This is a genomic window from Variovorax sp. V116, assembly GCF_041154435.1.
In the GTDB taxonomy this organism is placed as follows: domain Bacteria; phylum Pseudomonadota; class Gammaproteobacteria; order Burkholderiales; family Burkholderiaceae_C; genus Variovorax; species Variovorax paradoxus.
This window is the reverse complement of the sequence record NZ_AP028661.1, coordinates 3,964,440-3,989,133: the sequence shown is the minus strand read 5'-3', so window position 1 is coordinate 3,989,133 and position 24,694 is coordinate 3,964,440. Positions and strand designations below refer to the sequence as shown.

The following is a 24,694-nucleotide window of genomic DNA, read 5'->3' as shown; positions in this document are numbered from 1 at the left end:
AATGTGACCGGCCGGTTGCAAGCCGGCCGTCGCACCGCGCCTCAGATCACGTGGAAATGGTGCGTGCCGTCGCGCGCCAGCTGCGCGACCAAGCCGTATTCCCAGTCCAGGTAGGCCTGCATGGCCTCCGCCGGTGCATCGGTGCCTTCGTAGGGCCTGCGGTAGCGGTCGGTGCGCGGCGTCGCAAGCCGCGTCTCGCCGGTTTCCGCCTCCAGGCCTGCCGCAAACCATGCCGCGTTACCGCCGGCCAGCGACAGCACTTCCACGTCGCGCTGGCCGCGCGCATCGAGCAGCAGGCGCAGGTCGGCCGCGGCGTAACGTGCGAGCAGGCTGCTGCCGCAGGTCAGCACATAGCGTTGCGATGCGGGAATGGCCGCGTCGATCGCACCCGCGAGCTGCGCGCGGATGGCGTACCAGGCACCCGGGATGTGGCGCTTCACGTAGTTGGCGCTGGTGGTCACATCGATCACCGCCGTGCCGATCTGCTGCTTCAGCAAGGCCGCCAGCTCCACGGGCGAGATCTCCGCCACGGCGGCCGCGGCGGGTGGGTAGGCGGGCGGCGGCGCAGCCGTCTCGGTGAAGGCCGAGGCGGGCGGCACCGCGTCGGGCACGTAGACCTCCCAGCCCATCTGCGCGAGCCAGGACGCGCTCATCGATGCCCGCACGCCGTCGTCGTCGGCCAGCACGATGCGTGCGCCGCGCACCGGCACCTGGTGATCGGTTTCCTGCACCAGCTGGCCGCCGGGTGCGCTCGCAAAGCCGGGCAGGTGGCCGGCCTCGTATTCCTCGGGCGTGCGTACGTCGAAGCGGTACACGGTGCGCCCCGGGGCCTCCAGCGCGTGCAGCGCATCGAGCCCGATGCGGCGCACGCCGGCCCTCTCGGCCACGCGCCGCGCATCGGCCTGTGCCTGCACGCGGTGCGCATCGGACACCACGGCCGGCGCCTTGCGGTCCGCGCCATGGTCGAGCACCTGCCCCGCGAGCTTCCAGCCGATGGTGCCGTTGCGCAGCGCCGCCACCGGATTCGGAATGCCCGCATTCACCAGCGACTGCGTGCCGATGATGCTGCGCGTGCGGCCCGCGCAATTGACGATCACCTGCGTCGCCGGGTCGGGTGCCAGCTCGCGCACGCGCAGCACCAGCTCGGCGCCGGGCACGCTGGTGGCCGAGGGGATGCTCATCGTGCGGTATTCGTCGAAGCGGCGCGCGTCGAGCACCACCACGTCGGCCTGGCCCTCGACCAGCGCCTTCACCTCGGGCGCGGAGAGCGAGGGCGTGTGCCGCTCGTGCTCGACCAGTTCGCCGAAGGACTTGCTCGGCACGTTCACGTCGCGGAACAGCTCGCCGCCGGCCGCGCGCCAGCCTTCGAGGCCGCCTTCGAGCAGGTGCAGGTTGGTGTAGCCGATTGCAGCCAGCGTGCGCGCGGCGAGCGGCGCCAGTTCGGTGCCGTTGTGCGCGCCGTACAGCACGATGAAGGTGTCCCGCCGCGGAATGCGCCGCCAGGCCTCGATCTCGATGCGCGAGAGCGGCAGGTTGGCGGCCCACAGCGGATGCTCCTGCGCGAAGGGGTCTTCCTCGCGCACGTCGAGCAGCGCGGTTTCGTCGCGTGCGAGCAGGCGCGCGCGCACGGCGGCGAAGGGCAGCAGGGGGAAGGCGGTGGTCGTCATGCGGATGTCGTCGTCGATCTGGGTTCGGATGAGCGGTCCCACAGGTTGGGAAGCAGCGTGTTGGAGTAGCCCGAGACAAAGGGCTTGCGTGCGCCCTCGGCCGGGTAAGTATGCCGCTGGACGGCGCCGATGTTGGCGCCGTACACGTGGATGCTGATGGATACGCGGTCTGCATGCGCGTTGTGCACGCGATGCAGGTCGCCGATGGCGGGCGACACGGCCTCCACGTTGCCGGCGTCCAGCCGCACCGCTTCGCCTTGCGGCCGAGCCTGGCGGTCGCTGCCGACGGCATAGGCCTGGCTGTATTCGGCGCCGCGCAGCATGCCGATCAGGCCCCACACCGTGTGGTCGTGCACCGGCGTCGCCTGCCCCGGTCCCCAGACAAAGCTCACGACCGAGAAGCGCTCGGTGCTGTCGGCGTGCAGCAAGAACTGCTGGTAGCGCGCCGGGTCGGGCTGGGCAAAGGCATCGGGCAGCCAGTCGTCCTGCGCCACCAGCCGGCGGAGCAGGGCGCCGCCTTCGGAAAGAATGCGCGGCTCGTTGGGGCCGCTGTCGAGCAGGCGGCCGAATGCGACGATGAATTCACGCAGCGGCGCGATGGCGCCAGACGCGCGGCTCACGCGGGACGCTTCCACAGCTGCGCATCGGTGATGGCGCGCACGTCAACGCGCAGCGGCAGGATGCCGTCGCGCGCCGAGCGGTCGGCCACCGTCTGCAGCGCGGCAATGTCGGCTTCGGACACTGGCCGGCCCGTGACCGAGGCGCGCGCCGTGATGATGCGGGCCGATTCGATCGGCAGGCGCGTGAGCTGGCTGTAGGCCTGCGCATAGGCCTCGGGGGTGGCCAGCGCCCATTCGCCCGCGCGCGCCAGCCGGTCCAGAAACTGCACGATGGCGGCGCGCTTGGCGGGGTCGGCGAGCGACGGCTCGCTCGCGGTGATGAAGCCCAGCGCCGTGTTGATGCCGCGCCCATCGCGCAGGATGCGCCCGCCCTGCTGCAGCGCGATCGTGTAGTAGGGATCGAACACAGCCCAGGCATCGATCTGCTTCGAGGCAAAGGCCGCGGCCGCATCGGTCGGCAGCACGAACTTCACCGTGACCTCGTCGCGCCGCACGCCGGCTTCCTCGAGCGCGCCGTAGAGCTGGTATTGCGAGATGCTGCCGCGCGCGGACGACACGATCACCGTCTTGCCGCGCAGGTCGGCCACCTGGCGCAACGGCGAATCGGGCTGCACCACGATGCCCAGCGCATCGGCCTTGCCGACGCGCGTGGCGACGATCTTCAGCGGCGTCCGGCCGACCGCCGCCGCCAGCACCGGCAGGTCGCCGGCCACCGCGGTGTCGACGGCCGCGCTGCGCTGCGCCTCGAACAGCGGCGCCGCGCCCTGGAAGTTGGCCCAGCGGTAGGCGAAGGGCACGCCCTCGAGCGCCTTCGAGGCCTCGAACAGCGCGCGCAGGCCGCCGGCCTGGTCGCCGAGCACCAGCGTGGTTTGCGCTTGCGCCCATGCGCCCAGCGGCGCGGTGGCTGCGAACGAGAGCGCCGCGCCCTGCTTGAGCCAATGGCGGCGCGAGGCCTTGGAGAACAGCAGGTCGGTCATGCGGCGGCCCCCTCGGAAAGCAATGCGCGCTTGCCCGCCGCAACCAGGACCGCGTCGTTCTGCGGCGTGTGGATGCGGCTGCACAGCACGTCGCGGTAGTGCCGCTCGAGGGGGTTCTGCCGCGCGAGGCCGTGGTTGCCGCTGAGTTGCAGCGCGAGTTCGACCGCACGGATGGCGTTGCCCGTCACGGTGTACTTGAGCAGGCCGCTGTCGGCGGCCGGCTGCGCGCGGCCTTCGTCGACGGCGCGCGTCGCATCGTCGAGCAGCACGCGGTTGGTGCGAAGCAGCGCCTCGATCTCTCCCACATGCTCCTGCACGCGCGCAAGGCTCGCGAGCGGCGCACCCAGGCTGCCGGGCGCACGATGGTTCAGGAAGCTCACCAGCCAGCCGCGCGCGGCCTGCGCCACCGCGTCGTAGAGGCTGCCGAGCAGCACCGTCATCCAGGCCTGCTGCGCGGCGTGGGCGTCGATGTCGGTCTGGCTGCCGGCATCGGGTGCCCAGTCGGCCGGGGCGCGAAGGTCGACCGCGTGGTCGAGCTCGATCGCCACGTTCTCGAACACCACCTCGTGGCTGCCCGAGGCGCGCAGGCCCAGATGGTCCCAGCTCGCGATCACGCGCACACCGGGTGCATGGCGCGGCACCAGGAACACGCCGGTGCGCGGCACGGCCTCGTCGGTGCGGGCCCACACGGCGAGCCACGACAAGCCTTCGATGCCGGTCGTGTAGAGCTTGTGGCCATCGATCCTCCAGCCGCCGCCTTCGCGGCGCGCGACCGTCGCGGGCAGCCCGCCGCGTGCGGGCGAGCCGAGCGCGGGCTCGACGCGCAGCGCATTGATGAGCGCGCCGCGTTCCACTGCGCTGCGCAGCACGCGTTCGCGCAAGTGCGGCGGCCAGCGGCTGTCGCTGCGCGCGAGTGCGTGGTGCTGCAGGTAGGTCATCGTCAGGATCAGCGCGGTGGCCGGCTCGCCGCGCGCCACGGCCGCGATCACGCGCCGTGCCGTGGCCAGCGTGGCGCCGCCGCCGCCATGCGCCGCGGGCGCCACCAGGCCGACGAGGCCGTGCGACTGCAAGGCCGCGAAGTTCGGATGCGGAAAGGCGCCGCTGCGGTCGTGGTCGGCCGCGGTGGCGGCGAACTGCGCCGACAGATGCGCGAGCAATGCGGCATCGACGGTGGCAGGCGTGGGATGGTCTTCATTCGTGGCCGGCGGGCGGCGCAAGGGGAGTGCACTCATGGCTGCGCACGGTACCGGGGCCGCGCCGCACCGGAAACGACGCATCCCGCATATGCAAACTCGTTTTTCTGCGTTCGCTTTTGCCGGCTGCCTCGGTACGGTCCGGTGCATGACATCTGACTTCCCCATCGACAGGCGACGCCTGCTCCAGGCCGCCGCGGGCTGGAGCGCCCTGGGCGCGGTGGGCGCGGCACCGGCGCGCGACCTTTCTGGCGTGACACTGCGCGTGGGCACCTACAAGGGGCTCTGGCGGCCGCTGCTGCAGGCCTCCGGCCAAGCCAATACGCCCTACAAGATCGACTGGCGCGAGCTCAACAACGGCGTGCTGCACATCGAGGCCATCAACGGCGATGCGCTCGACCTGGGCTCGGGCAGCGAGATCCCGCCGGTGTTCGCGGCGCGCCAGAAATCCAGCGTGCGGCTGGTGGCCGTGACGCATGAAGACCTCAACAACCAGGCCACGCTGGCGCGCAAGGATTCGCCGATCCGCCGCATCGCCGACTTCAAGGGCAAGCGCGTGGGCTACGTGCGCGCCACCACCTCGCACTACTACCTGGCCAGGCAGCTGGCCGAGGCGGGGCTTTCGTTCAGCGACATCCAGGCCGTGAGCCTCACGCCTTCGGACGGCCTCTCGGCCTTCGCGCGCGGCGACCTCGATGCCTGGGCCATCTACGGCTACAACGGCCAGCTGGCGCGCACGCAGTACGGCGCGCGCACCATCAAGACCGGGGTGGGCTACCTCTCGGGCAACTTCCCGATCTACGCCAACCCGCGTGCGCTCGACGACGAACTGCGCCGCGCGGCGCTGGGCGACCTGCTGCAGCGCCTGCAGCGCGCCTTCGCATGGATCAACGGCAACTTCCTGGCCTATGCGCGTGCGCAGTCGGCCGAGACGCGCGTGCCGGTCGGCGACCTGGTCGAACTCTTCAACGGCCGCAGCGGCGACTACAGCCTGGGCCCGGTTACCGATGCGGTGGTGCGCAGCCACCAGGAGGTGGCCGACACCTTCCTGAAGATCGGCGTGCTCGATGGGCCCGCCGACGTGAAGCCCCTGTGGGACCGCCGCTTCGAGAGCCTGCTGCGCCTGCCCGCCGCCTGAACAACACACATATCACCCTGAAAACACGAGGACACCATGAGCCAGAACGACGTTGAATTCATCGGCATGATCCAGGGCCAGAAGGTCTCGGAGATCCACGCGGCCAAGGGCCCGGCCATCGACCGCGACTACGTGCGCGCCTTTGCCCAGGCGCACGAGAACGCGGGCTTCGACCGCGTGCTGGTGCCGCACCATTCCACCGGCCCCGACGCCACGCTGACCGTGGCCCATGCCGCATCGGTCACCGAGCGCATCCACTTCATGCTTGCGCACCGCCCGGGCTTCGTGGCGCCCACGCTCGCGGCGCGCCAGTTCGCCTCGCTCGACCAGTTCAGCGGCGGCCGGCTCGCGGTGCACTACATCTCGGGCGGCTCCGACGAGGAACAGCGCCGCGACGGCGACTGGCTCGGCCATGACCAGCGCTATGCGCGCACCGACGAATACCTCGACGTGCTGCACAAGGTGTGGACCGCCGACAAGCCCTTCGACCATGAAGGCGCGCACTACCGCTTCCAGAACGCTTTCTCCGAAGTGAAGCCGCTGCAGACGCGCAACGGCAAGCCGCATGTGCCGGTGTACTTTGGCGGTGCCTCGGAGGCGGCGATTCCGGTGGCCGGCAAGTACGCCGACGTGTATGCGCTGTGGGGCGAGTCGCTCGACCAGGCGCGCGAACTCACGGCGCGCGTGCGTGCAGAGGCCGCGAAGCACGGGCGCAGCGTGCGCTTCTCGGTGTCGTTCCGCCCGATCCTGGCGCAGACCGAAGAGGCCGCATGGGCGCGCGCCGAGAACATCCTGGCCGAGACGAAGCGCCTGCGCGTGGTGCAGGGCTACAACCGCGGCGGGCCGCAGCAGAGCGAAGGTGCGAAGCGCCTGCTCGCCGCGGCCGAGAAGGGCACGCGGCTCGACAAGCGGCTGTGGACGGCGGTGGCGCAGGAGATCGGCGGCCGCTCCAACAGCACGGCGCTGGTCGGCACGCCCGAGCAGGTGGCCGATGCGCTGCTCGACTACTACGACCTGGGCGTGACCACCTTCCTGATCCGCGGCTTCGATCCGCTGGAAGACGCGGTCGACTATGGACGCGAGCTGATTCCGCGTGTGCGCGAGCTGGTGGCGCAGCGTGCGGCTTCGGCTCGCAAAGCGGCGTGACCTGACTTTCTCCCTCCCCTTGCGGGGGAGGGCAGGGGTGGGGGCAAGCGGCCTCGACCACCGCCATGGCGTTTGAAGCCGTCGTGCCCCCATCCCAGCCTTCCCCCGGAAGGGGAAGGAGCAACACCCAATACCCCAAGAGATCTCCGATGAATGCCGTTCTTTCCATCGACCGCAACGCCCCCCAGCCGCTCGAGCTCAACCCCTACCCGCAGCAGAAGTACTGGTTCGACCCCATCCCCCCGCGCACCAGCGTGCAGGCTGAGCGCCGCCACCGGCAGGAGCGCTTGGCAGGCGCGTTCCGCCTGTTCGCGCGCTTTGGCTTCGCCCAAGGCCTCGCGGGCCACATCACCGCGCGCGACCCGGAGCTCAGCGATCACTTCTGGGTCAACCCGCTGGGCATCCACTTCTCGCGCATCAAGGTCTCGGACCTGCTGCTCGTCAATTCGAAGGGCGAGACGGTGATCGGCGACCGGCCGCTCAACAAGGCCGCCTTCGCCATCCATGCCGCGATCCACGAGCACAACCCGAAGATCGTTGCCGCCGCCCACACGCATTCGACCTACGGCAAGGCCTGGTCGACGCTCGGCCGCAAGCTCGACACGATCACGCAGGACAGCTGCGTGTTCCACGGCGACGTGGCGCTGTTCGACGACTTCACCGGCATGGTGGTCGACACCAGCGAGGGCGAGCGCATCGCGCGGGCGCTGGGCGACAAGAAGGGCGCGATTCTCAAGAACCACGGCATCCTGACTGCGGGCCCGACGGTGGAGGCCGCCGCGTGGTGGTACATCGCGCTCGACAACGCCTGCCACACGCAACTTCTCGCCGAGGCCGCCGGCAAGCCGCAGCCCATCGACGAGGAAACCGCGCGCCACACGCACAGCCAGATCGGAGGGCCGGAGGGGGCCATCCATTCCTTCGACAGCCTTTATCAAGGCCTGGTCGAGGCGGAGCCCGAACTGCTGCTCTGAAGAAAAACCACTGGAGTTCTCGATGACCGCTTCTTTCTCACGCCCCGTATCGCGCCGGGGTGTCCTGCGCGGAGGCGCCGCCGCTGCCGTGGTCGCCTCTGGCGGCCTGATCGCCTCGCAGGCCTTCTCGCAGCAGGCGCGCAAGCTCACCTTTGCATGGAACGCCGCCGCGTTCTGCCTCTCGCCCGTCGTCGTCGCGCAGGAGCGCGGCTACTTCGAGCGCAACGGCCTGCAGGTGGACCTGATCAACTACACCGGTTCCACCGACCAGCTGCTGGAGTCGCTGGCCACGGCCAAGGCCGATGCGGCGGTGGGCATGATCCACCGCTGGCTCAAGCCGCTGGAGTCGGGCTTCGACGTGAAGATCGTCGGCAGCTCGCACGGCGGCTGCGTGCGGCTGGTGGGCGCCAGGAGCGCAGGTGCGACCAGCATCGCAAACCTCAAGGGCAAGATCATCGGCGTGTCGGACATCGCGAGCCCGGGCAAGAACTTCTTCTCGATCCTGCTCGCGAAGAACGGCATCGATGCCGACAAGGACGTGACCTGGCGCCAGTATCCGGCCGACCTGCTCGACATTGCCGTGCAGAAGGGCGAGATCCATGCGATTGCAGATGGCGACCCGAACGTCTACCTGATCGAGAAGCGCAACAAGGGCGCCTTCGTGGAGATTGCGAGCAACCTCTCGGGCGAATACAAAGACAAGGTCTGCTGCATCGTCGGCGCGCGCGGCGAACTCGTGCGCAAGGACAAGCCGGCCGTGGCTGCGCTGGTGCGCGCCATTGCGCAAGCTTCCGACTACGTGGCCGAGAACCCGAACGAATCCGCCAAGCTGTTTGCGAAGTATTCGCCCAAGGTGCCGATCGAGGACCTGCGCGCGCTGCTTGGCACGCTCACGCACAACCACCATCCGCTCGGCAAGAACCTGCGCGACGAGGTGGAGTTCTATGCGCGCGATTTCCGCGGCGTCGGCGTGCTCAAGAAGACCACCGATCCGGTGCGCTTTGCCGAACACGTCTCTTTCGATCCACTCGCATGAGCACCCCCGACCCCGCATTGGGCTTCGATTCCCTCCCCTTCCGGGGGAGGGCCAGGGTGGGGGCCGCGGCGCCCGAGCGCACGCCGGCTCCCATTTCGACATCGCCCCGTATCCAAGCGGCCCTGCCCCCATGGCGCATCGGCTTCGCCGCCGCAGCCGCATGGTTCGCCCTCGGCCTGCTCACGCTCTACTGGCCGAACAAGGCCGTCGGCTTCAGCGACTGGGCCTACACCGACGAGTTCGGCATCGCCGCCCTCGCCGTGGGCGCGCTGCTGCTGGCCGCCGCATCGCTCGGGCCGCGCGCCGGCCGCGTCGCGATTGCACTGCGGCCAGCGGGCCCATGGCTCGTCGCGCTGTCCGTGCTGTTCGCGATCTGGGAGATCGCGACCGCCAAGCTCGCGCTGCTGCCCACGCCGTTCTTTGCGCCGCCGCAAAGCCTGGTCGAGACCTACATCGACGACTGGCGCCGCCTCGGAGAAAGCCTGCTGCATTCGACCCGGCTGCTCGCGCATGGCTTCGTGCTGGGCGCGCTCGCGGGCTTTCTCACGGGCGTGACCATCGGCTGGTCGCGCATCGCAGGCTACTGGGTGCATCCGGTGCTGCGCTTCGTGGGGCCGGTGCCGGCTTCGGCGCTGCTGCCGCTGGCGTTCTTCTTCTTTCCGTCGAGCTATGCGGCCGCGGTGTTTTTGATCGCGCTGGCGACCGGATTTCCGGTGGCGGTGCTCACCTGGTCGGGCGTGGCGGGCGTCAACCGCAACTACTACGACGTGGCGCGCACCATGGGTGCGAGCGAGCGCTTCCTGGTGCTGCGCGTGGCCATTCCGGCTGCGTTGCCGCAGGTTTTCGTGGGCCTTTTCATGGGGTTGGGCGCGGCGTTCTCGGTGCTCGTGACGGCCGAGATGATGGGCGTGAAGGCGGGGCTGGGCTTCTATCTTTCGTGGGCGCAGGGCTGGGCCTCGTACTCGAACATGTATGCCGCGCTGATCGTGATGGCGGTGCTGTGCTCGGGCCTGATCACGCTGCTCTTCAAGGTGCGCGACCGCGTGCTGTCATGGCAGAAGGGGACCGTCAAATGGTAGCCACCGCCATTGCAGAAGCGGGCGTGCGCCGGGCCGGCGCGCACATCGACATCCGCGGCGTGAGCCACTGGTTCGACGTGCCCGCGGGGCCGCTGCAGGTGCTCGACGACATCGACCTTGCGGTGAAGCCCGGCGAGTTCGTCGCGCTGCTGGGGCCGAGCGGCTGCGGCAAGTCGACGCTGCTGCGCCTCGTGGCCGGGCTCGAGCCCGCCACCGCCGGCCGCATCACGCAGGACGATGCACCCATCACGCGGCCCGACCCGTCGCGCATCGTCGTGTTCCAGGACCCGACGCTCTACCCCTGGCGCAGCGTGTGGGACAACGTGGCGCTGGGCCTGCAGGCGCGCGGCGTGCTCAAGGCGCAGCGCGGGCGCGTCGACGAGGCGCTGAAGCTTGTCGGCCTCAGCGACTTTGCCAAGGCCTTTCCGCACCAGCTCTCGGGCGGCATGGCGCAGCGTGTGGCGCTGGCGCGTGCGCTGGTCAACGATCCGCAGCTGCTGGTGCTCGACGAGCCGCTCGGCAAGCTCGATTCGCTCACGCGCATTGCGATGCAGAGCGAGCTGGTCAACCTGTGGCAGCGCGCGGGTTTCTCGGCGCTGCTGGTGACGCACGATGTGGAAGAGGCGCTGTTCCTCGCCAACCGCGTGATCGTGCTGAGCGACCGGCCGGCGCGCATTGCGGCGGAGATCGTGGTCGACCTGCCGTATCCGCGGCATCGCGGCCATGCGCGTTTGGCGCAATTGCGGCACGAAGCGTTGCGGCATCTGGGGCTCGACGCCACCTGGTGAGATGAGCAGCACGCCCGAGGCCGATTGGCTCAACCTGCTGATCGGCCTGCTGCAAGGCGCGCAGCTGCAACTGCTGCGCGTGCTCGATGCGCTCGGCCTCACGCAGCATGTGCACGGCCAGCCGGCGTGGCCATGGGCACGGCGGCTGTCGGGCGAGAACCTGCTGATCGACCTGGGGCAGGCGCGCAGCTTGGCGTGGACACTGGTGTTCGTCGCCGTGGCGGTGCTCGCGTTGCTGCTGGCCTTCTTGTGGCGGCGGCCGCGCTACTACCTGCTGGCGCTGGTGCCGATGCTGCTGATCGCCGCGCCCTGGCCCGAGTCGCACGTGGTGCTGGTGCCCGCGACGCCCGCGAGCTTCCACGCATCGCCGACCGGCTTCACGGCCGCTTCCATCGCGCAAGGCCGCGTGCTCTACCAGCAGAACTGCGTGGCCTGCCACGGCGCAGACGGCAAGGGCGAAGGCCCGCTCGCCGCCTCGCTGGCGGTGTGGCCGCCGGACCTGAGCGGCCCGCTGCTGTGGCGGCGCGCCGATGGCGACCTGCTCTGGCGCATTCTCCACGGCACGCGCGATGCGCAGCGGGGTGGCCAACCCACCATGCCCGGCTTCGCCGGAAAGCTCGGCGAGGCCGAGGCCTGGGCGCTGGTGGACTACATGAAGGCGCAGGGCGCGGGGCAGAGCCTGCGCGCGCTCGGCAACTGGCCGCAGCCCATCGGCCTGCCCGACATGGCGGTGCGCTGCGGTTCGCAGCCGCCGCGCCTGCTCGCGAGCTGGCGCGGGCAGCGCGTGCGCATCGTGGCGGGCGATGCAGCGCCCACCGAAGATCCGCGCCTCGTCACCGTGCTGCTGCGGCCGCCTTCGAGCGCGGTTGCAGCGGCCGACGATTGCGTGGCCGACTCCGCCGCCGCATGGGAGGCGCTGGCGCTCATCGCCGGCACCGATCAACTCGCCGGCACCCAGCTCATTGCCGATCGCGACGGCTGGCTGCGCGCACGCGGTGCGCCCGGCAAGGCAGGCTGGTCGGACGACGACCTGCTGTGCCGCAGCGAACGTGCTCCCGCTGCGACGGCGGCGGGGCAGGGCGCTGCTGCACTGCCTGCCGATGGCCTGGGCGCGCTGATCGCCCGCATGGACGCGCAGCCGGTGCGCGTCGTCAAGGGCGGCTTCATCCATTGATCGATTTTTTAACTGAACACGGAGAACCCATGAACCCACATCTCAACCGATCGCGCCGACAGCTCCTCGCAAGCGGCCTTGCCGCCGCCGTGGCCTTGCCTGTTTTCTCATTGCAGGCCCGCGCACAGGGCCGCCCCGTTCTCAAGGCCGGCGACCAGAAGGGCGGGCTGCGCGCGCTGCTCGAAGCGGCCGGCGGGCTCGAAGGCCTTGGCTATGACATCCAGTGGTCGGAATTCCCCGCCGCTGCGCCGCTGGCCGAAGCGCTGAACGCCGCGGCGGTCGATTCCGGACCCATCGGCGATGCGCCGCTCATCTTTGCGCTTGCGGCCGGCACGCGCGTCAAGGCCATCGGCGCGAACCGTTCGGATTCGTACGGCACGGCTGTGCTGGTGCGGCCCGATTCGCCGCTCAAGACCGCGGCCGATCTCAAGGGCAAGAGCATCGCGACCAACCGCGGCTCCATCGGGCACTACGTGACGCTCAAGGCCATCACCGCGGCCGGCCTCAAGCCCGAGGAGGCCAACATCCGCTTCCTTGCCCCGGCCGATGCCAAGCTCGCGCTCACGCAGGGCTCGGTCGATGCCTGGGCCACCTGGGAGCCCTACACCGCGCTGGCCGAGGTCAGCCGCCACGCGCGCGTGCTCGTGAGCGGACGCGGGCTGCTGCCCGGCCTCAGCTACCTCGCGGCCACCGATGCCGCCATTGCCGCCAAGCGGCCGGTGCTGCAGGACTTTCTGCAGCGCGTAGTAAAGGCCCAACTCTGGTCGTACCGCAACGTCGATGCCTACTCGGCTGCACTGGCCCGCATCATCGGCATTCCACCCGAGGCGGCCAAGCTGCAGTTCGAGCGCCGCCAGCAGAAGTGGATACCCATCGATGCGCAGGTCATCGCCGACCAGCAGGGCACGGCGGATTTCTATCGGCAGGTGGGGCTCATCAGGCAGCCGCTGGATGTGAAGGGGACTTTCGACACAGGGTTTGGTGTGGCGGGTTGAGTGGGAGCGCGGCTATCGACCGACGCCCGCTATCGGCTATGGCTCACGAGGCAGGTGATTCGGGGTCGCTGCAGCCAATGGTCGCGGCGTCGCGGCGTGCCTTTGCCTTCACGAGGGCCGCCTTGATCTTCACGCCGAGCCATATCGCCACTCCCAGCAAGAAGAGGATGGGTCCACCGAGCAGGAAACCCATCATCATTGGCTCCGGGAGCAGGTCATGCCCTCCGCCTCCACCAGAGATCGAAGCGGCAGCCCCTAGAAAGACGACAAAGCCGATTTTCGCCAGGATGGCGCCAATGACAGCGAGAACGATCCCGACGGTAGACAAACGCATGACGATTCCTCACATCTGGTTCCTGCATGGCCCACATTGGCCAGCGGATCCTCGGCAAAACAGTGTTGGTTGATCTCTCTCCACCAGGCCCTTTCGATCTGCGCCGAATGGATGTCCGGGTGCTGCTCGCATAGCCGGGGAAGGGCATCCATTGGCGTGTTTCCGGGCATCAAGGCTTGCAGTTCCATTGCATAGGTTCTTCGGGGCCGATGCCGCTTTCTCGACGCTTCTGGCCACAGTCGCTGTTCCATCCTTCGGGGAACGTTGGCCAGTAGCACAGCCGCTCGGCCAGGCTGTGCAGCGGCGCCCAGAGGAAATTCGCTGCGTAGTTCCCATAGGTTGCCCCCGAGGTTCCCTTGCCGACGATGTCGTCGCGCATGTGCGAGCCGTGCATGACGGTTTCCTCCAGGTGCTCGCTCGGTCCACTAAAGCCCTTGCGCAGCCACTCATGCTTCGAAGGAGGGGGCACGACATGCATGCCGTCCTCCATGAAGGTGCGGATGTACTGCCACAGTGATTCACCGCTGCCGGTGGGTCCAACCCAGAGTACGTCTTCTCCTTTGCGCTCGGGATCGTTGCCGTGCAGCGGGGGCCAGTACAACAGCAGGTTGCTGTCCAGCCCGGCCGAGCGCAGACGCTCTTCGCGCGCAGCCTCGCTCGTTGCCAGTTGCTCGGCCGTCCACGCCTTGGGTGGTGCCCATCGAACATGCGCTTGCACGCGATCCCAGTCGAGCACCACATTGCCGCCGTACTTCTTTGGGCGCAGTGTGTAGACCTTGCGGGTTGTTCGGTTGAAGCGGTAGCGCGCGCGTAAGCCGGTGAAGAAAGCCGGGGCGAGAAAATGAGGCCACAAGAAAAAATACTCCAAGGCAAAAACGCCTATGACCATGAGGCACAGAACCCAATCCAGCACTCCATGTCGCAGGAAATGGGTGGCGACGCCGAATATCGGTACTGACAGAATCAGCGCACCCAGAAGCAGCAGCATGAAACCAAGGGAACGCTTTTCTTCTTCCGCATTGCTCAACTCAATGAAGTGCTCGTTGAAGTCGAACAACGTGCGCATTTCGTAAAGTTGAGGCTTTGCGGGATTTTGCTGCTTGAGCTTTTCCTTTCTCGTAGGTTTGGGCCCACCCTCTCGACGAGACGTCTCCCCTTCATGGATTCCGTACAACCGCGTGTGCTGGTTGATGTCTGCGTAATACGCCAACGCCCTTGAGGCACCCAGGCTGCGACGCTCATTCTGATAACCGCTCTCCGAGAGGAACACAATCAACTCGCTTTGAGTTCGCCATTGCGTCCACCAAGCAACCTTCCGTGGATTGGCGTGGCTCTAGGCATCAAGGTTTGCAGGTCCATCGCATGGGCTCCTCGGGGCCGATGCCGTTCTCGCGACGCTTCTGGCCACAGTCGCTGTTCCATTCTTCGGGGAACGTGGGCCAGTAGCACAGCCGCTCGGCCAGGCTGTGCAGCGGCGCCCAGAGGAAGTTCGTCGCGTAGTTGGTGAAGGTCGCACCCGAGGTGCCTTTGCCGATGATGTCATCACGCATGTGCGAGCCATGCATGACGGTTTCTTCCAAGTGCTCGCCAGGGCCGCTGAAGCCTTTGCGCAGCCACTCGTGCTCGGAGGGCCTCGGCACAGCGTCCATTCCATCTTCCATGAAGGTCCGGATGTACTGCCACAACGATTCGCCGCTGCCGGTGGGCCCGACCCAGAGTAGGTCTTCTCCCTTGCGCTCGGGATCGTTGGCATCCAGCGGGGCCCAATAGAGCAGCAAATTACTGTCCCGCCCCGTTGAGCGCAAACGTGCTTCGCGTGCCGTTGCATCCGATGCCAATTGCTCGGCCGTCCAGGATTTGGGCGGTGCCCACCTTACATGCGCTTGCACACGGTCCCAGTCGAGCACTACGTTGCCGCCGTACTTCCTCGGACGCAGCACATAGACCTTCCGGGTCGTCCGGTTGAAGCGGTAACGCGCGCGTAGGCTGGTGAAAAAGGCCGGCGCGAGCACGTGCGGGTAGATCAGGAAATAGATCAGAAGAAAGGCCAGAAAGCCAATGGCCAGCAAGATGCCCATGGCGATGTACCAATCCTGCGGATACGGCTTCTGATCGGTCAACAGAAGGCCAATGAAGTAGGCCGGCATCAGGGCGATCAAGCCGAACAGCACGAAAAGCATGAATCCGAGTGAGCGCTTCTCCTCTCCCGCATTACTCAATTCAACGAAATGTTCGTTGAAGTCCAACAAGGTCCGCATGCCAGACAGCCGGGGCTGGGCGATTTCCTGTTGCTTGAGCCTTTCCTTTCTCGAAGGCTTGGGCTCTTGCTCCTGGCGAGGGCGCGCGCCTTCGTCGATACTGTACAGCCGCGTATGCTGGTTGATGTCGGCGTAGTACGCCACCGCCCTGGAAGCACCCTCGCTGCGACGCTCGTTGTTGTAGCTATTCTCCGAGATAAACATGCTTCAACTCACTCCATATCCGCAATCGCATTTGCCAGCTGACTGAGCATGAGCCGCTCGCTGGTGTGCGGGGTTTTCTTGCTGTCCAACTTTCGGAATGGTTCGGCCTGGAGCCAGTCGATCCATTCCTTTTCCTTGAGCTTTTCAATCGCATAGCTGGCAACCAGTGTGAGGGCGCCCGCAAGAAGGTTGATTCGCGTGCAAATACGGACGATCTTGACCACATCGTGGAAATAAGCGCCTGTGAGCGCCGTGCCGATAGTGACACCACCTGCGAAAGCGCGTCCGACATAGGCCGCCATCAAGAGGCGATTCTCCTCGCGATGCGCGGTTACGCCATCGATCACATCCCAGATCACCCCCACCACGGCTGCGGATGCCACCCAATGGGCCGCGCCAATTTTCAGCATGCGCAATTCGTGGTCAAGCGCCTTCATCAGGTTCTCGCGTGCCTTCAGTGGCATATCGGCCTTGATCGCTTCGTAGACGTTCTTTTCGTAGTAATCGGAGCGCCAGCTACTCCAGGTTCCCATCGCACTGACGATTGCCCCAGCCCCCTGGCTGCCCGCCCTCGGATCATCGCTGCGTTCGCTCGCTCGCCCCAGAGTTGGAATCAGGCCGAAGATTTCGAGACCACCGATCACCGAGGGAATGCGCATGTTCTGCACCGCTTTCTCCGTGCCCAGGGTCAGCGCCCGATCCACACGCGCCTGTAGCTTCTCGGCCTTGTGGTCGTAGCGCCGATTCCATGTTCGACCACCTGGCTGGGGGTTGTGCTTGTTGCTGTACGCGACGCGTTTTCCATCGGCCTCCAACTTCTCGTTCAGCAGACGTTTCTCCTGGCGTACGAACTCGATGGCGTTGTCACCCAGGCCGTGTGACAGCAACACAATCTGCGCTTTTGCCAAGTTCAACTCCAACGCCGAGGCCCCCAGATTCCGGGCTGCCTGCACCACTGCGATACCCCATACCGAGTGAACATTCTTCATCGCCGTTTCGGCGATCTTCTGCAGCGACTGAACTCTTGCCAGCGTGCTCGATCCGCGGTCGCCGAGCTTCTTGGCCTCCTTGATCAGCGTCTGGCTGCCCTCAAGCGTCTTCGGGATCTTCTCCAGCGCTGCCGCCATCGCGGCCCAGGCGCGCTGCTGCCGCGCGCTCTCTTCGGCCGTTTCAGCATCCGTCACCTCAGTGGCCGGCGGCAGCGTGTCCTTCAGTGTGTCCAGCACGCGCGTCAACTCCTGCGAGATCGCCTCGTTGTTCAGCGTCGCCATGCGCCACACGAGGTTCTTCGGGTCGTCCTTGAACAACTGGAGATCGGCATACCACTTGCGCCCGCGTGGGCTGCTGTCCATGGTTTCCAGAATGGCGCACAACTGGCCCGCGCAGCGCGCACCATCGCGGGTTTCGATGCCGCTCGGCTTGCGGTCGTATCGCCCGAGTGTCTTGACCAGGAGGGCATCGCATTGGAGCCAGGCGATCAGGTCTTCGCTGATCTTGTCCATGCACTTGTCGCGTTTCTCGATCTGCGCCATGTGATCGGCGTCGAACTTGTTGAGCCGGGCTTCATCGACATGCGCAAGCGTCGTCTCGAGGGCGGCCTTGGACTCCGCATCGCTGATGAGCCGCCGGTCCGATTCACGCGCGGCAATTTCTCCCTCCAGCGCTTCCCGGCGCTGCGCCCGCATCGCCTCGACGGACATCTCGGCATAGGTCCCGTCTTTTTGCCGAACCATCGTCGTGCTCACGGGGTAGGCGCGCCGCTGGCCCAGGACGTCGTGCACGCTCTTCAGGCGGTCCGTTTCGGCGTCGTACAAGCCCATGGCCTTCTTGTAGAGGGCTCCGCGCACGGTCTTGATGCTCTCGCTGGCGGCGTGCTTCCATGCATTCGTCACGGTCGCGTTGCCGGGGTCCGAGGCATCGACCTCCTTGAGCCACTGCACATACGGCATGGCCGCGGTGAGATGGTGCAGGCTGAGTTCCTGGGCAATGCCGATGGGGTCGTCGCATGCAACGACGGCACCATTGTGCTGCGTCAGGAACTCGGCCATCTTCCGCAGCCGGGGGCCATGCGCGTCCTTGTAGAGCGGGCCGGTGATGCGTGCGATGTAGGGGCCAATCGCCATGCCGGTGACAGGGCTCGTGTCGGTGACGGCCACGCTGCCGTCGGCGCGGCGCGTCTCGTTGCGCACCTTTTCGAAATGCCGGCCGGTGCGCGCCTCCTCGTAGGTGCCCCACTCGCGCTCAGCGCCGTGTACGCCCATGAGGCCGTAGTGCTGTTCGCTGCCCACGGTCTGTACGGCGGTGTCCTTCAGTGCCGAAAATTCCATCACCTGGCTGTTGAGCTGTCCGGGTTGGCAGGTGTCTTTCTGGCTCGTGTTGCCGCCCAGCCATCCTGCGACATCGAACTTCTGCATGTAGGTGTCGCGCTGGGGCTCGATGTGCTCGAACAGGTGCTTGGGCACGATGGGGTCCGGGTGGAACATGTAGTGCAGCTCGGTGACGTTCTTGGCGTCCGCCACCCACACCATGGAGGCATTGGCGCCGCGCACTTCCATTTCACAGGCGGGGTTCGACTTGGCGGCCTCCGGAAACCCGACGTCGAACTGCGCCAGGTAGCCGTGGGGGTGCACGATGTAGGCAAGCCACTCGGGGTGGGCCTTGCACACGTTCTGAATCCGCACATACAGATAGCCTGGCCGCAGCATGCGCACGCCGTAGAGGGCCGTGCGCATGGCCACGCCGCCGGGCTGGGCCTGGAAATTCCCCGTGGGCTGCAACTGCTTGAGCGCAGCGAGCCCCTGCTCCTGCGCGCTGAAGGCGGCGGCATAGCGGGTGAACAGGATCGGCAGGCCCTTGCGATCGCAGTTTCGGCAGGGGGTGGCGCAAGGCATGGGCTTCAGTCTCTCCGCGGAGTGTTTGGTTTGGTCGAGATCGAGAGGGCTTGCTCGGCTTCATGCAGCGCGCTGGCAAAGCCAGGTGAAGCAACGTGGCTGTTGCCCGGCTGGCCCATGCGATCGCGCATCGGATGCATCAGGGCGAGCGTCTGCCGCAACACGGCCGCGTCCCGGGGTGTCGACCAGTCGCGCACGATGAGTCGGTCATCGTAGTGATGCGCCCGCCATGACGCGTCCACGAATTCGGACAGATCCGATTCCTGGCTCAATCCCAATTCAACCCCTTGGCGAAGGAGCCGGGTCATCGTCTCTCCATCGGGTTGGCGTTGAACGGGGATTCGTCGCGAAGCCATGCTCAGCCACAGCCGTGTACCCGTCGTTGCGCCGTGTGCCGCATGCCATTGATCGAGGCGCAGAAGATGGCGCATGGTTTCGTGCCGTGGTTCTGGAGCCGCAGCCTGGGACAAGACCGGCCGGGTGGCAATGAACCATTCGGGCGCATCTTCGCCACTGCCGGCAGGTGCTTCTCCACCCGTGGCGAATGCTTCAGCGTATGGCCAAGGCTGCCAGGGTTGGCTCAACGCCCACCATTCCGTCACCGGCCCGAGCCACTGCAAACGCTGCGCGTCGTCGAGCAGTGGCCACACGCGCTGCATGACGCGTGCATCCTGGTAGCGGAACAGTTTGTCTTTCCCATCAGCGGGCGAGGTCTGAAAGCCGAGGCGGGTCCAGTGGGCTGCAATGCTCGCAGGCGTTGCCGGACTGAAGACGACGGCGCAAAACATCTGGTCTACCAGGCGGCGCTCGCTCTGCAGCCGTGCCGCGGCCAGCGCGAGCGCCATCGTGTGCAGGACAGCCTGGGTGCTGGCACCGGGCGCATCGACCGCCCAGTCTTCGGGCAGCGGCACGAGGGTGGGCGCTGCTTCGGGGCGTCCGCGGTAGATCTCGTCGGGCACGTCGACACGTTCGTCGGCCAGCAGCGGATGGTGCTCCTGCAGGTGCTCGGCGAGCGGGTTGTCTCGCCAGCGTTCGAGCACCAGGAAGGCCGACAACGGTCGGGCGACGGAGGTATGCGCAGGCGACGCCTGCGTCCGCGCCCTGGCAAAGCCCTTTTGCAGACTGCGCAGCAGAAGCGAGGCATCCGGGTGCACGGGCAGCGCGCTGTTCATTAACGGGAGGCCGATGCGCCGCCCGCGGCGCCGCTGTCCTGCAGGTCGCACTTGGCCTCGTAGCCCTTGGAGGTCGGCAGGCTCTTCGGTCCCACCATCGAATGCGAAGCCGCATGCGCGCGCCACTGCCCATTGGTGCCGCTCTCGATGCCATTCGCATTCCACCGGGTGTAGCTGGAGCCGCCGTTGATCAGCACCTCGTCCCTGGCCGTGATGGTGATGCGGTTGGCCTCCAGCTTGATGTTGAGCTTGGCCAGCGCGTTGATGCTGGCTTTCATGGCCGTGATGTCGATGTCGTCCTTCGCGGCGGTCACGCGGATGCCGGCGTTGGCCGCGGACAGGCGCACTGCATTTTTGGCGCTGACCAGGAAGCTGTTGCCGGTGGCCACGCTGGTGTGCGCGCCGCTGGTGATGGCGGTGTGCTCGCCGCTCACGATGTGGGTCGAGCCCTGCGCGGTCGTCTGGATGCCCACGGGGCTGGCCAGCGTGAGGTGCGGCTCCTGGAATTCGGGGAAGAGGCCATGCGCCTTGTCTCCGCCGCTGCCCTTGATGGCGTCGTTCTGCGCCTTCAGCGCCTTGGTCACTTCGTCCTGGTCGCCGGGCTCGTGGGCCTTGGCCGCCTGCGCGGCCTGGCTCAGGCTTTCGTGCAGATCGCGCCCCTCTGTGAGCCGGGCGACCGTCTCGGGCATGTCGGTGATGTGGGCCTGGGCGTTGGGGCGCGCCTCGGTGCTCAGCAGCAGGCCCTGGCCGGCCCGCAGGGCGCCGTGGCCATCGGTGCGCAGTTCGGCGCCCTGGCCCCGGTCGTCCCGGCGGCCGGAGACATCGTCGATGCGTCCGACGTGGCCCAGGCTCAGGCTGGTGCTCTGGTGGTCGCTCTTGAGCTGGGCCTGCACCTTGCCGCTCGAATCATCGAGAGCCAGGTGGTTGCTTTTGCCACCACCGAGCTCGCGGCTGCGCAGGCCTGACAGGTGCTTCTGATGCGGCAGTTCCCACGCGGGCATTTCGTCGGCGTTGTGCACCCGGCCGGTGACGATCGGGTGGTCGGGGTCGCCGTTGAGGAAGTCGACAATGACTTCCTGGCCGATGCGCGGCAGTGCGGCCGCGCCGAAGGTGGCGCCGGCCCAGGCGGTGGACACACGCACCCAGCAGCTCGAGTTCTCGTTGCGCTCGCCAATGCGATCCCAGAAGAACTGCACTTTGATGCGGCCATATTGGTCTGCCCAGATTTCTTCGCCGGCCGGGCCGACCACCAATGCGGTCTGCGGACCCTCGGTCCACGGCTTGGCTGTGGTGCGCGGAGGACGCCAGGCGTAGCTGGTGGGCTGGGCCTCGAAGGCGAAGCGCTGCACGGAGCCTTCGGAAGCATCCGCGCCTTCGCTGGCCTGCAGGTTCTCCTGCAGTTCGTACGCCACGCTGAGCAGCAAGTGTTCCCTGTTCTGGTCCTCGCGCGGATGGTGGGTGAGGGTGAAGGTGCAGCCCGGGGCCAGATCGCGCCGGTTGGCGCGGCCTGTGACCCGGCTGCGTTCACTCAGCTGTTCCTCGGTGCGGATGCGCGCGTAGGTCTCGCCATCGTCATGCTGGGTGAAGCCGCCCGGCCATTCGTAGCCTTCGAAGTCGTCGTGGTCGTGCCCGGGCGGCATCTGCCGCAGGCTCGTGAGGTCGGCCCTTGGCTTCTCGAAGTCGTAGTCGTCGTTGAGGTAATGGCCAGGGCGCACTTCATCCGACGACGCCCATTCGTAGATGCGCTCGCTGGCCTCCATACCGCCGGTCATGCCAGCCTTCTCGTGCGGGTGGTAGCGCACGGTCTCCCCGTCGGGCAGCGGGGCGTGCGAACTGGCGATGTCATCGGCGAAGACCAGCACGTGCTGCTCGGCTTCGTGGCGGAAGTAGTAATAGATGCCTTCGTGCTCGCATAGGCGGGACACGAAGGAAAAGTCGTCCTCGTGGTACTGCACGCAGTAGGTCCACGGGCGGTAGCTGCGGCTGAGCTTCTGCTCCATCGGATGGCCGTAGCGGCCCAGCACGGCCGCGACGATCTCGGGCACGGTCTGGTCCTGGAAGATGCGGAAGTCGCTTCGGCGCGTGGCGAGCCACAGCCACGGGCGCAGCCGCATCCTGTAGAAGGCTTGGCGGTCGTCTTCGTGCGACAGGCCGAAGCGGGTGACGAGGCCAGCCAGGTGGCGCGGGGCGCCGCTCTCGGTCTCCATCACGACGGTGGCGGGCTTGCCCAGGATGGACTTGGGGTCCAGCGCATTGCTGCTACCCAGCAATTCCAGGTCGAAGGCGTAGGCCTGGCTGAGCGCCTCGCGCCCCGCCAGCCGATGGAATTGCAGTGCCTCGCCCAGCGGCGTCTGGATGGTGACGCGGCGCTTCATGGATGGCGCCTCCACGCGATCGGCAAGATCGCCGGGGACGCGACGGATGATGTCGCAATGGCGTGTTTCACGCGGACTCCCTGCAGTCGCTTTTGTTGATTACTTTTTGCTTAAGAGAGCGACGTGGCCGCTCTGGATGCGTCGTTGTCGTACGCTGCGACAAGACGTTTCAAGCGATCGCGATTATGCGATTTCAATGCGCGGCGAGGCGCAAGTTCTCTTTCGATTTGGGGGATTTTGTTGCAGTTGCAGCAGCGATTTGAATTGCCGGAAAAACGCACTCATACGACGTATGTAGTCAATGAATTCGCGATCCGGTTTTTATTCAAACAAAAGAACTCTTAATTGCGTTCCGCCGCACGCGCCAGCTGCGACAGTCTTTTGACCAGCGGCTCGAAGAGCTCCGCCGATGTGTTGCCATAGCCCAGCACCAATCCGTTGTCCGAAGGCCGCGGCCGCATCGCAAAGCTCGACAGCGCGGTGGGCGCGAGCCGGTGGCGCAGCGCATCGGCCGCAATGCGTCGGTCGTCGAAGCTCGGCGGCAGCCGCACCGTGAGGTGCAGTCCGCAGTGGCCGCCGTCGATCTCGTGCGGCACCTTGAAGTGCCGTGCGAGCGCCAGCCGCAGCGCCTGTTGCCGCTCGCGGTAGAGGCGCCGCATGCGGCCCAGGTGCCGGCTGAACTGGCCGCTCTCGATGAAGTCGGCCATCGCCAGCTGCTCGTGGCGGTGCCCGCCGCGCAGCATTTCCTCGAGCGGCTTCTGCACCGCGGCCATGAGCGGCGCAGGCAGCACCACGAAGCCCAGGCGCAGCGATGGAAACATCGTCTTGCTGAAGGTGCCCACATAGAGCACCGGCGCATCGTCCACCAGCCCCTGCATCGCGCCGATGGGTTCGCCGGTGTGGCGGAACTCGCTGTCGTAGTCGTCCTCGATGATCCAGGCGCCGTGGCGGCGCGCCTGTGCGATCAGCGCCAGGCGGCGCGCGATGCTCAGCACCGCACCGGCCGGGTACTGGTGCGAAGGCGTGGCGTAGACCAGCCGGGGCGGGTGCCTGTGCCAGTCGCGTTCGCTCGTGCACAGGCCTTCGGCATCGACGCGCATCGGCACGATGCGCATGTCGCCGGCATGCATGGCCGCCTTCGCGCCGCGGTAGCCGGGGTCTTCGACCCAGCCGGTGTCGCCGGGGTTCGACAGCAGCCGCACGCACAGCGCAATAGCTTCCTGCGCGCCCTCGGCGATCACGACCTGGTGCGGCTCGCAGCGCACGCCGCGCGCAATGGCCAGGTGCCGCGCGATGGCTGCGCGCAGCGGCGGTTCGCCGAGCGGATCGCCATAGCCGAGCGTGGCGGGGCTGGCGCCGCGGATCGCGCGGTCGATGGCGCGCCGCCATGCGGCCGCGGGAAAGTGCGAGAGCGCGGGCATGCCAGGCCGCAGGGCGGCGTCCATCTCGGCGCGCGGCGCGCCGGGCTGGATGCGTGCGAGCCGCCGTGCCGTGGCCGGTGCAGCGCCGGATCTGGCGGCACGCATGACCTTTGCGGGCGCCAGCTCGGTCACGCGCGTGCCTTGCCGGTCGGGCTGCACATAGCCTTCGGCCGCCAGATGCTCGAAGGCGGCGGTGACGGTGTTGCGGGAAATCGAGAGCGCTTCGGCCAGCGCGCGCGAACCGGGCAGCCGGCTGCCCGGCGCCAGGCCGCCATCGAGAATGGCGCGCTTCAGGCGCTCGTGCAGCTGGCGCTGCATCGGGCCGGCCTCGCGCTCTCTGGCGAGCGGGGATTCGAGCCATGCGGTGGCGGTGGCATTGCGGGGTGGCGGGCTCATGAGCGAAGAGGGCACGTGGCACCATGAAATGAATGGATCGTGGCACTTCCTGTGGCGCCACGCAAAAGGTACTTTAGCGGTTCCCTCGGCCGTGCCGCTTCATCCATCTCCTCCGCTGAAAGCTTTTCTCCATGCCAGATCGCCACAACGCATACGGCCAGCCGGTCGGCCCGCTGCTGCCCGGTTGGACCGCGCGCCCGCTGCCGCCGCGCCGCGCCATCGAAGGCCGGTACTGCGTGCTCGAACCGCTCGACGCCGCAAGGCATGCCGACGACCTCCATGCCGCCTACGCGCAGGCACCCGACGGCCGCGACTGGACCTACCTGGGCGTCGAACGGCCCGCGGATCTCGCGGGCACCCGTGCCCACATCGAGCGCGCTGCGCAAAGCGCCGATCCGATGCACTTCGCGGTCGTCGACCCGCAGAGCGGCCGCGCCATAGGTACGCTCGCGCTGATGCGCATCGACCCCGCGAACGGCGCGATCGAGGTCGGCAGCGTCAACTTCTCGCCGCTGCTCAAGCACACGCCGATGTCGACCGAAGCCCAGTACCTGCTGATGAAGCTCGCGTTCGACGAACTCGGCTACCGGCGCTACGAATGGAAGTGCGACAACTTCAACGAGCCGTCCAAGCGCGCAGCCGCGCGCCTGGGATTCCAGTTCGAAGGTGTCTTTCGGCAGGCGGTGGTCTACAAGGGCCGCAGCCGCGACACCGCGTGGTTCTCGATCACCGACGGCGAGTGGCCCATGCTGCGCACGGCCTTCGAGCGCTGGCTCGCGCCCGCGAACTTCGATGCCGAGGGCCGGCAGCGCATGGCGCTCGACCGCTTCAGGCTGCCGCGCGGCTGAGTGAGGCC

The 24,694-nt window shown here is 67.3% G+C and carries 20 protein-coding genes; 9 read left to right on the top strand and 11 right to left on the bottom strand.

Annotated elements, in window-relative coordinates; all coding sequences use genetic code 11:
* Positions 1-41 precede the first annotated feature (41 nt).
* From ACAM58_RS18930 to ACAM58_RS18915, 4 genes are read right to left on the bottom strand one after another with little or no spacing between them, the layout of a single operon-like run.
* Complete coding sequence (locus ACAM58_RS18930; RefSeq protein WP_015866652.1) at positions 42-1,667, bottom strand: rhodanese-related sulfurtransferase; 1,626 nt, start codon at positions 1,665-1,667, stop codon at positions 42-44.
* Entirely contained in the window at positions 1,664-2,287 is a 624-nt protein-coding gene (locus tag ACAM58_RS18925) for a cysteine dioxygenase (protein WP_015866651.1), read from the bottom strand. The genes ACAM58_RS18930 and ACAM58_RS18925 overlap by 4 nt, the downstream gene beginning before the upstream one ends.
* Entirely contained in the window at positions 2,284-3,264 is a 981-nt protein-coding gene (locus tag ACAM58_RS18920) for an ABC transporter substrate-binding protein (protein ID WP_015866650.1), read from the bottom strand. Before ACAM58_RS18920 ends, ACAM58_RS18925 begins: the two co-directional genes overlap by 4 nt.
* Positions 3,261-4,496: an acyl-CoA dehydrogenase family protein gene (locus ACAM58_RS18915; protein ID WP_015866649.1), complete on the bottom strand. Its 1,236-nt coding sequence runs from the start codon at positions 4,494-4,496 to the stop codon at positions 3,261-3,263. The genes ACAM58_RS18920 and ACAM58_RS18915 overlap by 4 nt, the downstream gene beginning before the upstream one ends.
* Positions 4,497-4,605: 109 nt before the next feature.
* Here ACAM58_RS18915 and ACAM58_RS18910 point away from each other — a divergent pair, with 109 nt between their 5' ends.
* The 8 genes from ACAM58_RS18910 to ACAM58_RS18875 all read left to right on the top strand — a co-directional run bounded on the left by ACAM58_RS18910 (position 4,606) and on the right by ACAM58_RS18875 (position 12,787).
* Complete coding sequence (locus tag ACAM58_RS18910; RefSeq protein WP_015866648.1) at positions 4,606-5,595, top strand: ABC transporter substrate-binding protein; 990 nt, start codon at positions 4,606-4,608, stop codon at positions 5,593-5,595.
* 36 nt (positions 5,596-5,631) lie between these two features.
* Positions 5,632-6,741, top strand: coding sequence for an LLM class flavin-dependent oxidoreductase (locus tag ACAM58_RS18905; protein ID WP_015866647.1), 1,110 nt, complete (start codon positions 5,632-5,634; stop codon positions 6,739-6,741).
* Between the two features lie 149 nt (positions 6,742-6,890).
* Complete coding sequence (locus ACAM58_RS18900) at positions 6,891-7,715, top strand: class II aldolase/adducin family protein (protein ID WP_015866646.1); 825 nt, start codon at positions 6,891-6,893, stop codon at positions 7,713-7,715.
* Positions 7,716-7,737: 22 nt separating this feature from the next.
* The gene (locus ACAM58_RS18895) at positions 7,738-8,751 is read left to right on the top strand and encodes an ABC transporter substrate-binding protein (RefSeq protein WP_369663295.1); all 1,014 of its coding nucleotides are present in this window, start codon (positions 7,738-7,740) and stop codon (positions 8,749-8,751) included.
* Positions 8,748-9,830, top strand: coding sequence for an ABC transporter permease (locus tag ACAM58_RS18890; RefSeq protein WP_369663294.1), 1,083 nt, complete (start codon positions 8,748-8,750; stop codon positions 9,828-9,830). The genes ACAM58_RS18895 and ACAM58_RS18890 overlap by 4 nt, the downstream gene beginning before the upstream one ends.
* A complete protein-coding gene (locus ACAM58_RS18885; RefSeq protein ID WP_369663293.1) occupies positions 9,824-10,618 on the top strand; it encodes an ABC transporter ATP-binding protein in 795 nt (264 codons plus the stop codon). Before ACAM58_RS18890 ends, ACAM58_RS18885 begins: the two co-directional genes overlap by 7 nt.
* A gap of 1 nt (position 10,619) precedes the next feature.
* Positions 10,620-11,792, top strand: coding sequence for a cytochrome c (locus ACAM58_RS18880; protein ID WP_369663292.1), 1,173 nt, complete (start codon positions 10,620-10,622; stop codon positions 11,790-11,792).
* A gap of 29 nt (positions 11,793-11,821) precedes the next feature.
* Positions 11,822-12,787, top strand: coding sequence for an ABC transporter substrate-binding protein (locus ACAM58_RS18875; RefSeq protein ID WP_369663291.1), 966 nt, complete (start codon positions 11,822-11,824; stop codon positions 12,785-12,787).
* A 43-nt stretch (positions 12,788-12,830) separates the two neighbouring features.
* Here ACAM58_RS18875 and ACAM58_RS18870 read toward each other — a convergent pair whose 3' ends face one another.
* The 7 genes from ACAM58_RS18870 to ACAM58_RS18840 form a co-directional block, all read right to left on the bottom strand.
* A complete protein-coding gene (locus tag ACAM58_RS18870) occupies positions 12,831-13,121 on the bottom strand; it encodes a hypothetical protein (RefSeq protein ID WP_062365968.1) in 291 nt (96 codons plus the stop codon).
* 169 nt (positions 13,122-13,290) lie between these two features.
* Positions 13,291-14,187, bottom strand: a complete 897-nt coding sequence (locus ACAM58_RS18865) for an MFS transporter (RefSeq protein WP_369664501.1) — start codon at positions 14,185-14,187, stop codon at positions 13,291-13,293.
* Between the two features lie 274 nt (positions 14,188-14,461).
* Complete coding sequence (locus ACAM58_RS18860; protein ID WP_018907421.1) at positions 14,462-15,583, bottom strand: MFS transporter; 1,122 nt, start codon at positions 15,581-15,583, stop codon at positions 14,462-14,464.
* Between the two features lie 8 nt (positions 15,584-15,591).
* Positions 15,592-18,474, bottom strand: coding sequence for a T6SS effector BTH_I2691 family protein (locus tag ACAM58_RS18855; protein ID WP_369663290.1), 2,883 nt, complete (start codon positions 18,472-18,474; stop codon positions 15,592-15,594).
* Between the two features lie 5 nt (positions 18,475-18,479).
* Positions 18,480-19,646 carry a DUF4123 domain-containing protein gene (locus ACAM58_RS18850; RefSeq protein ID WP_369663289.1) on the bottom strand — a complete coding sequence of 389 codons (1,167 nt, stop codon included), beginning with the start codon at positions 19,644-19,646 and terminating at the stop codon, positions 18,480-18,482.
* A complete protein-coding gene (locus ACAM58_RS18845; protein ID WP_369663288.1) occupies positions 19,646-22,021 on the bottom strand; it encodes a type VI secretion system Vgr family protein in 2,376 nt (791 codons plus the stop codon). Before ACAM58_RS18845 ends, ACAM58_RS18850 begins: the two co-directional genes overlap by 1 nt.
* A gap of 341 nt (positions 22,022-22,362) precedes the next feature.
* A complete protein-coding gene (locus ACAM58_RS18840) occupies positions 22,363-23,838 on the bottom strand; it encodes a PLP-dependent aminotransferase family protein (RefSeq protein ID WP_369663287.1) in 1,476 nt (491 codons plus the stop codon).
* Positions 23,839-23,969: 131 nt separating this feature from the next.
* On the opposite strand from ACAM58_RS18840, the gene ACAM58_RS18835 reads away from it, so the two are divergent.
* A complete protein-coding gene (locus tag ACAM58_RS18835; RefSeq protein WP_369663286.1) occupies positions 23,970-24,686 on the top strand; it encodes a GNAT family N-acetyltransferase in 717 nt (238 codons plus the stop codon).
* Positions 24,687-24,694: the final 8 nt, after the last annotated feature.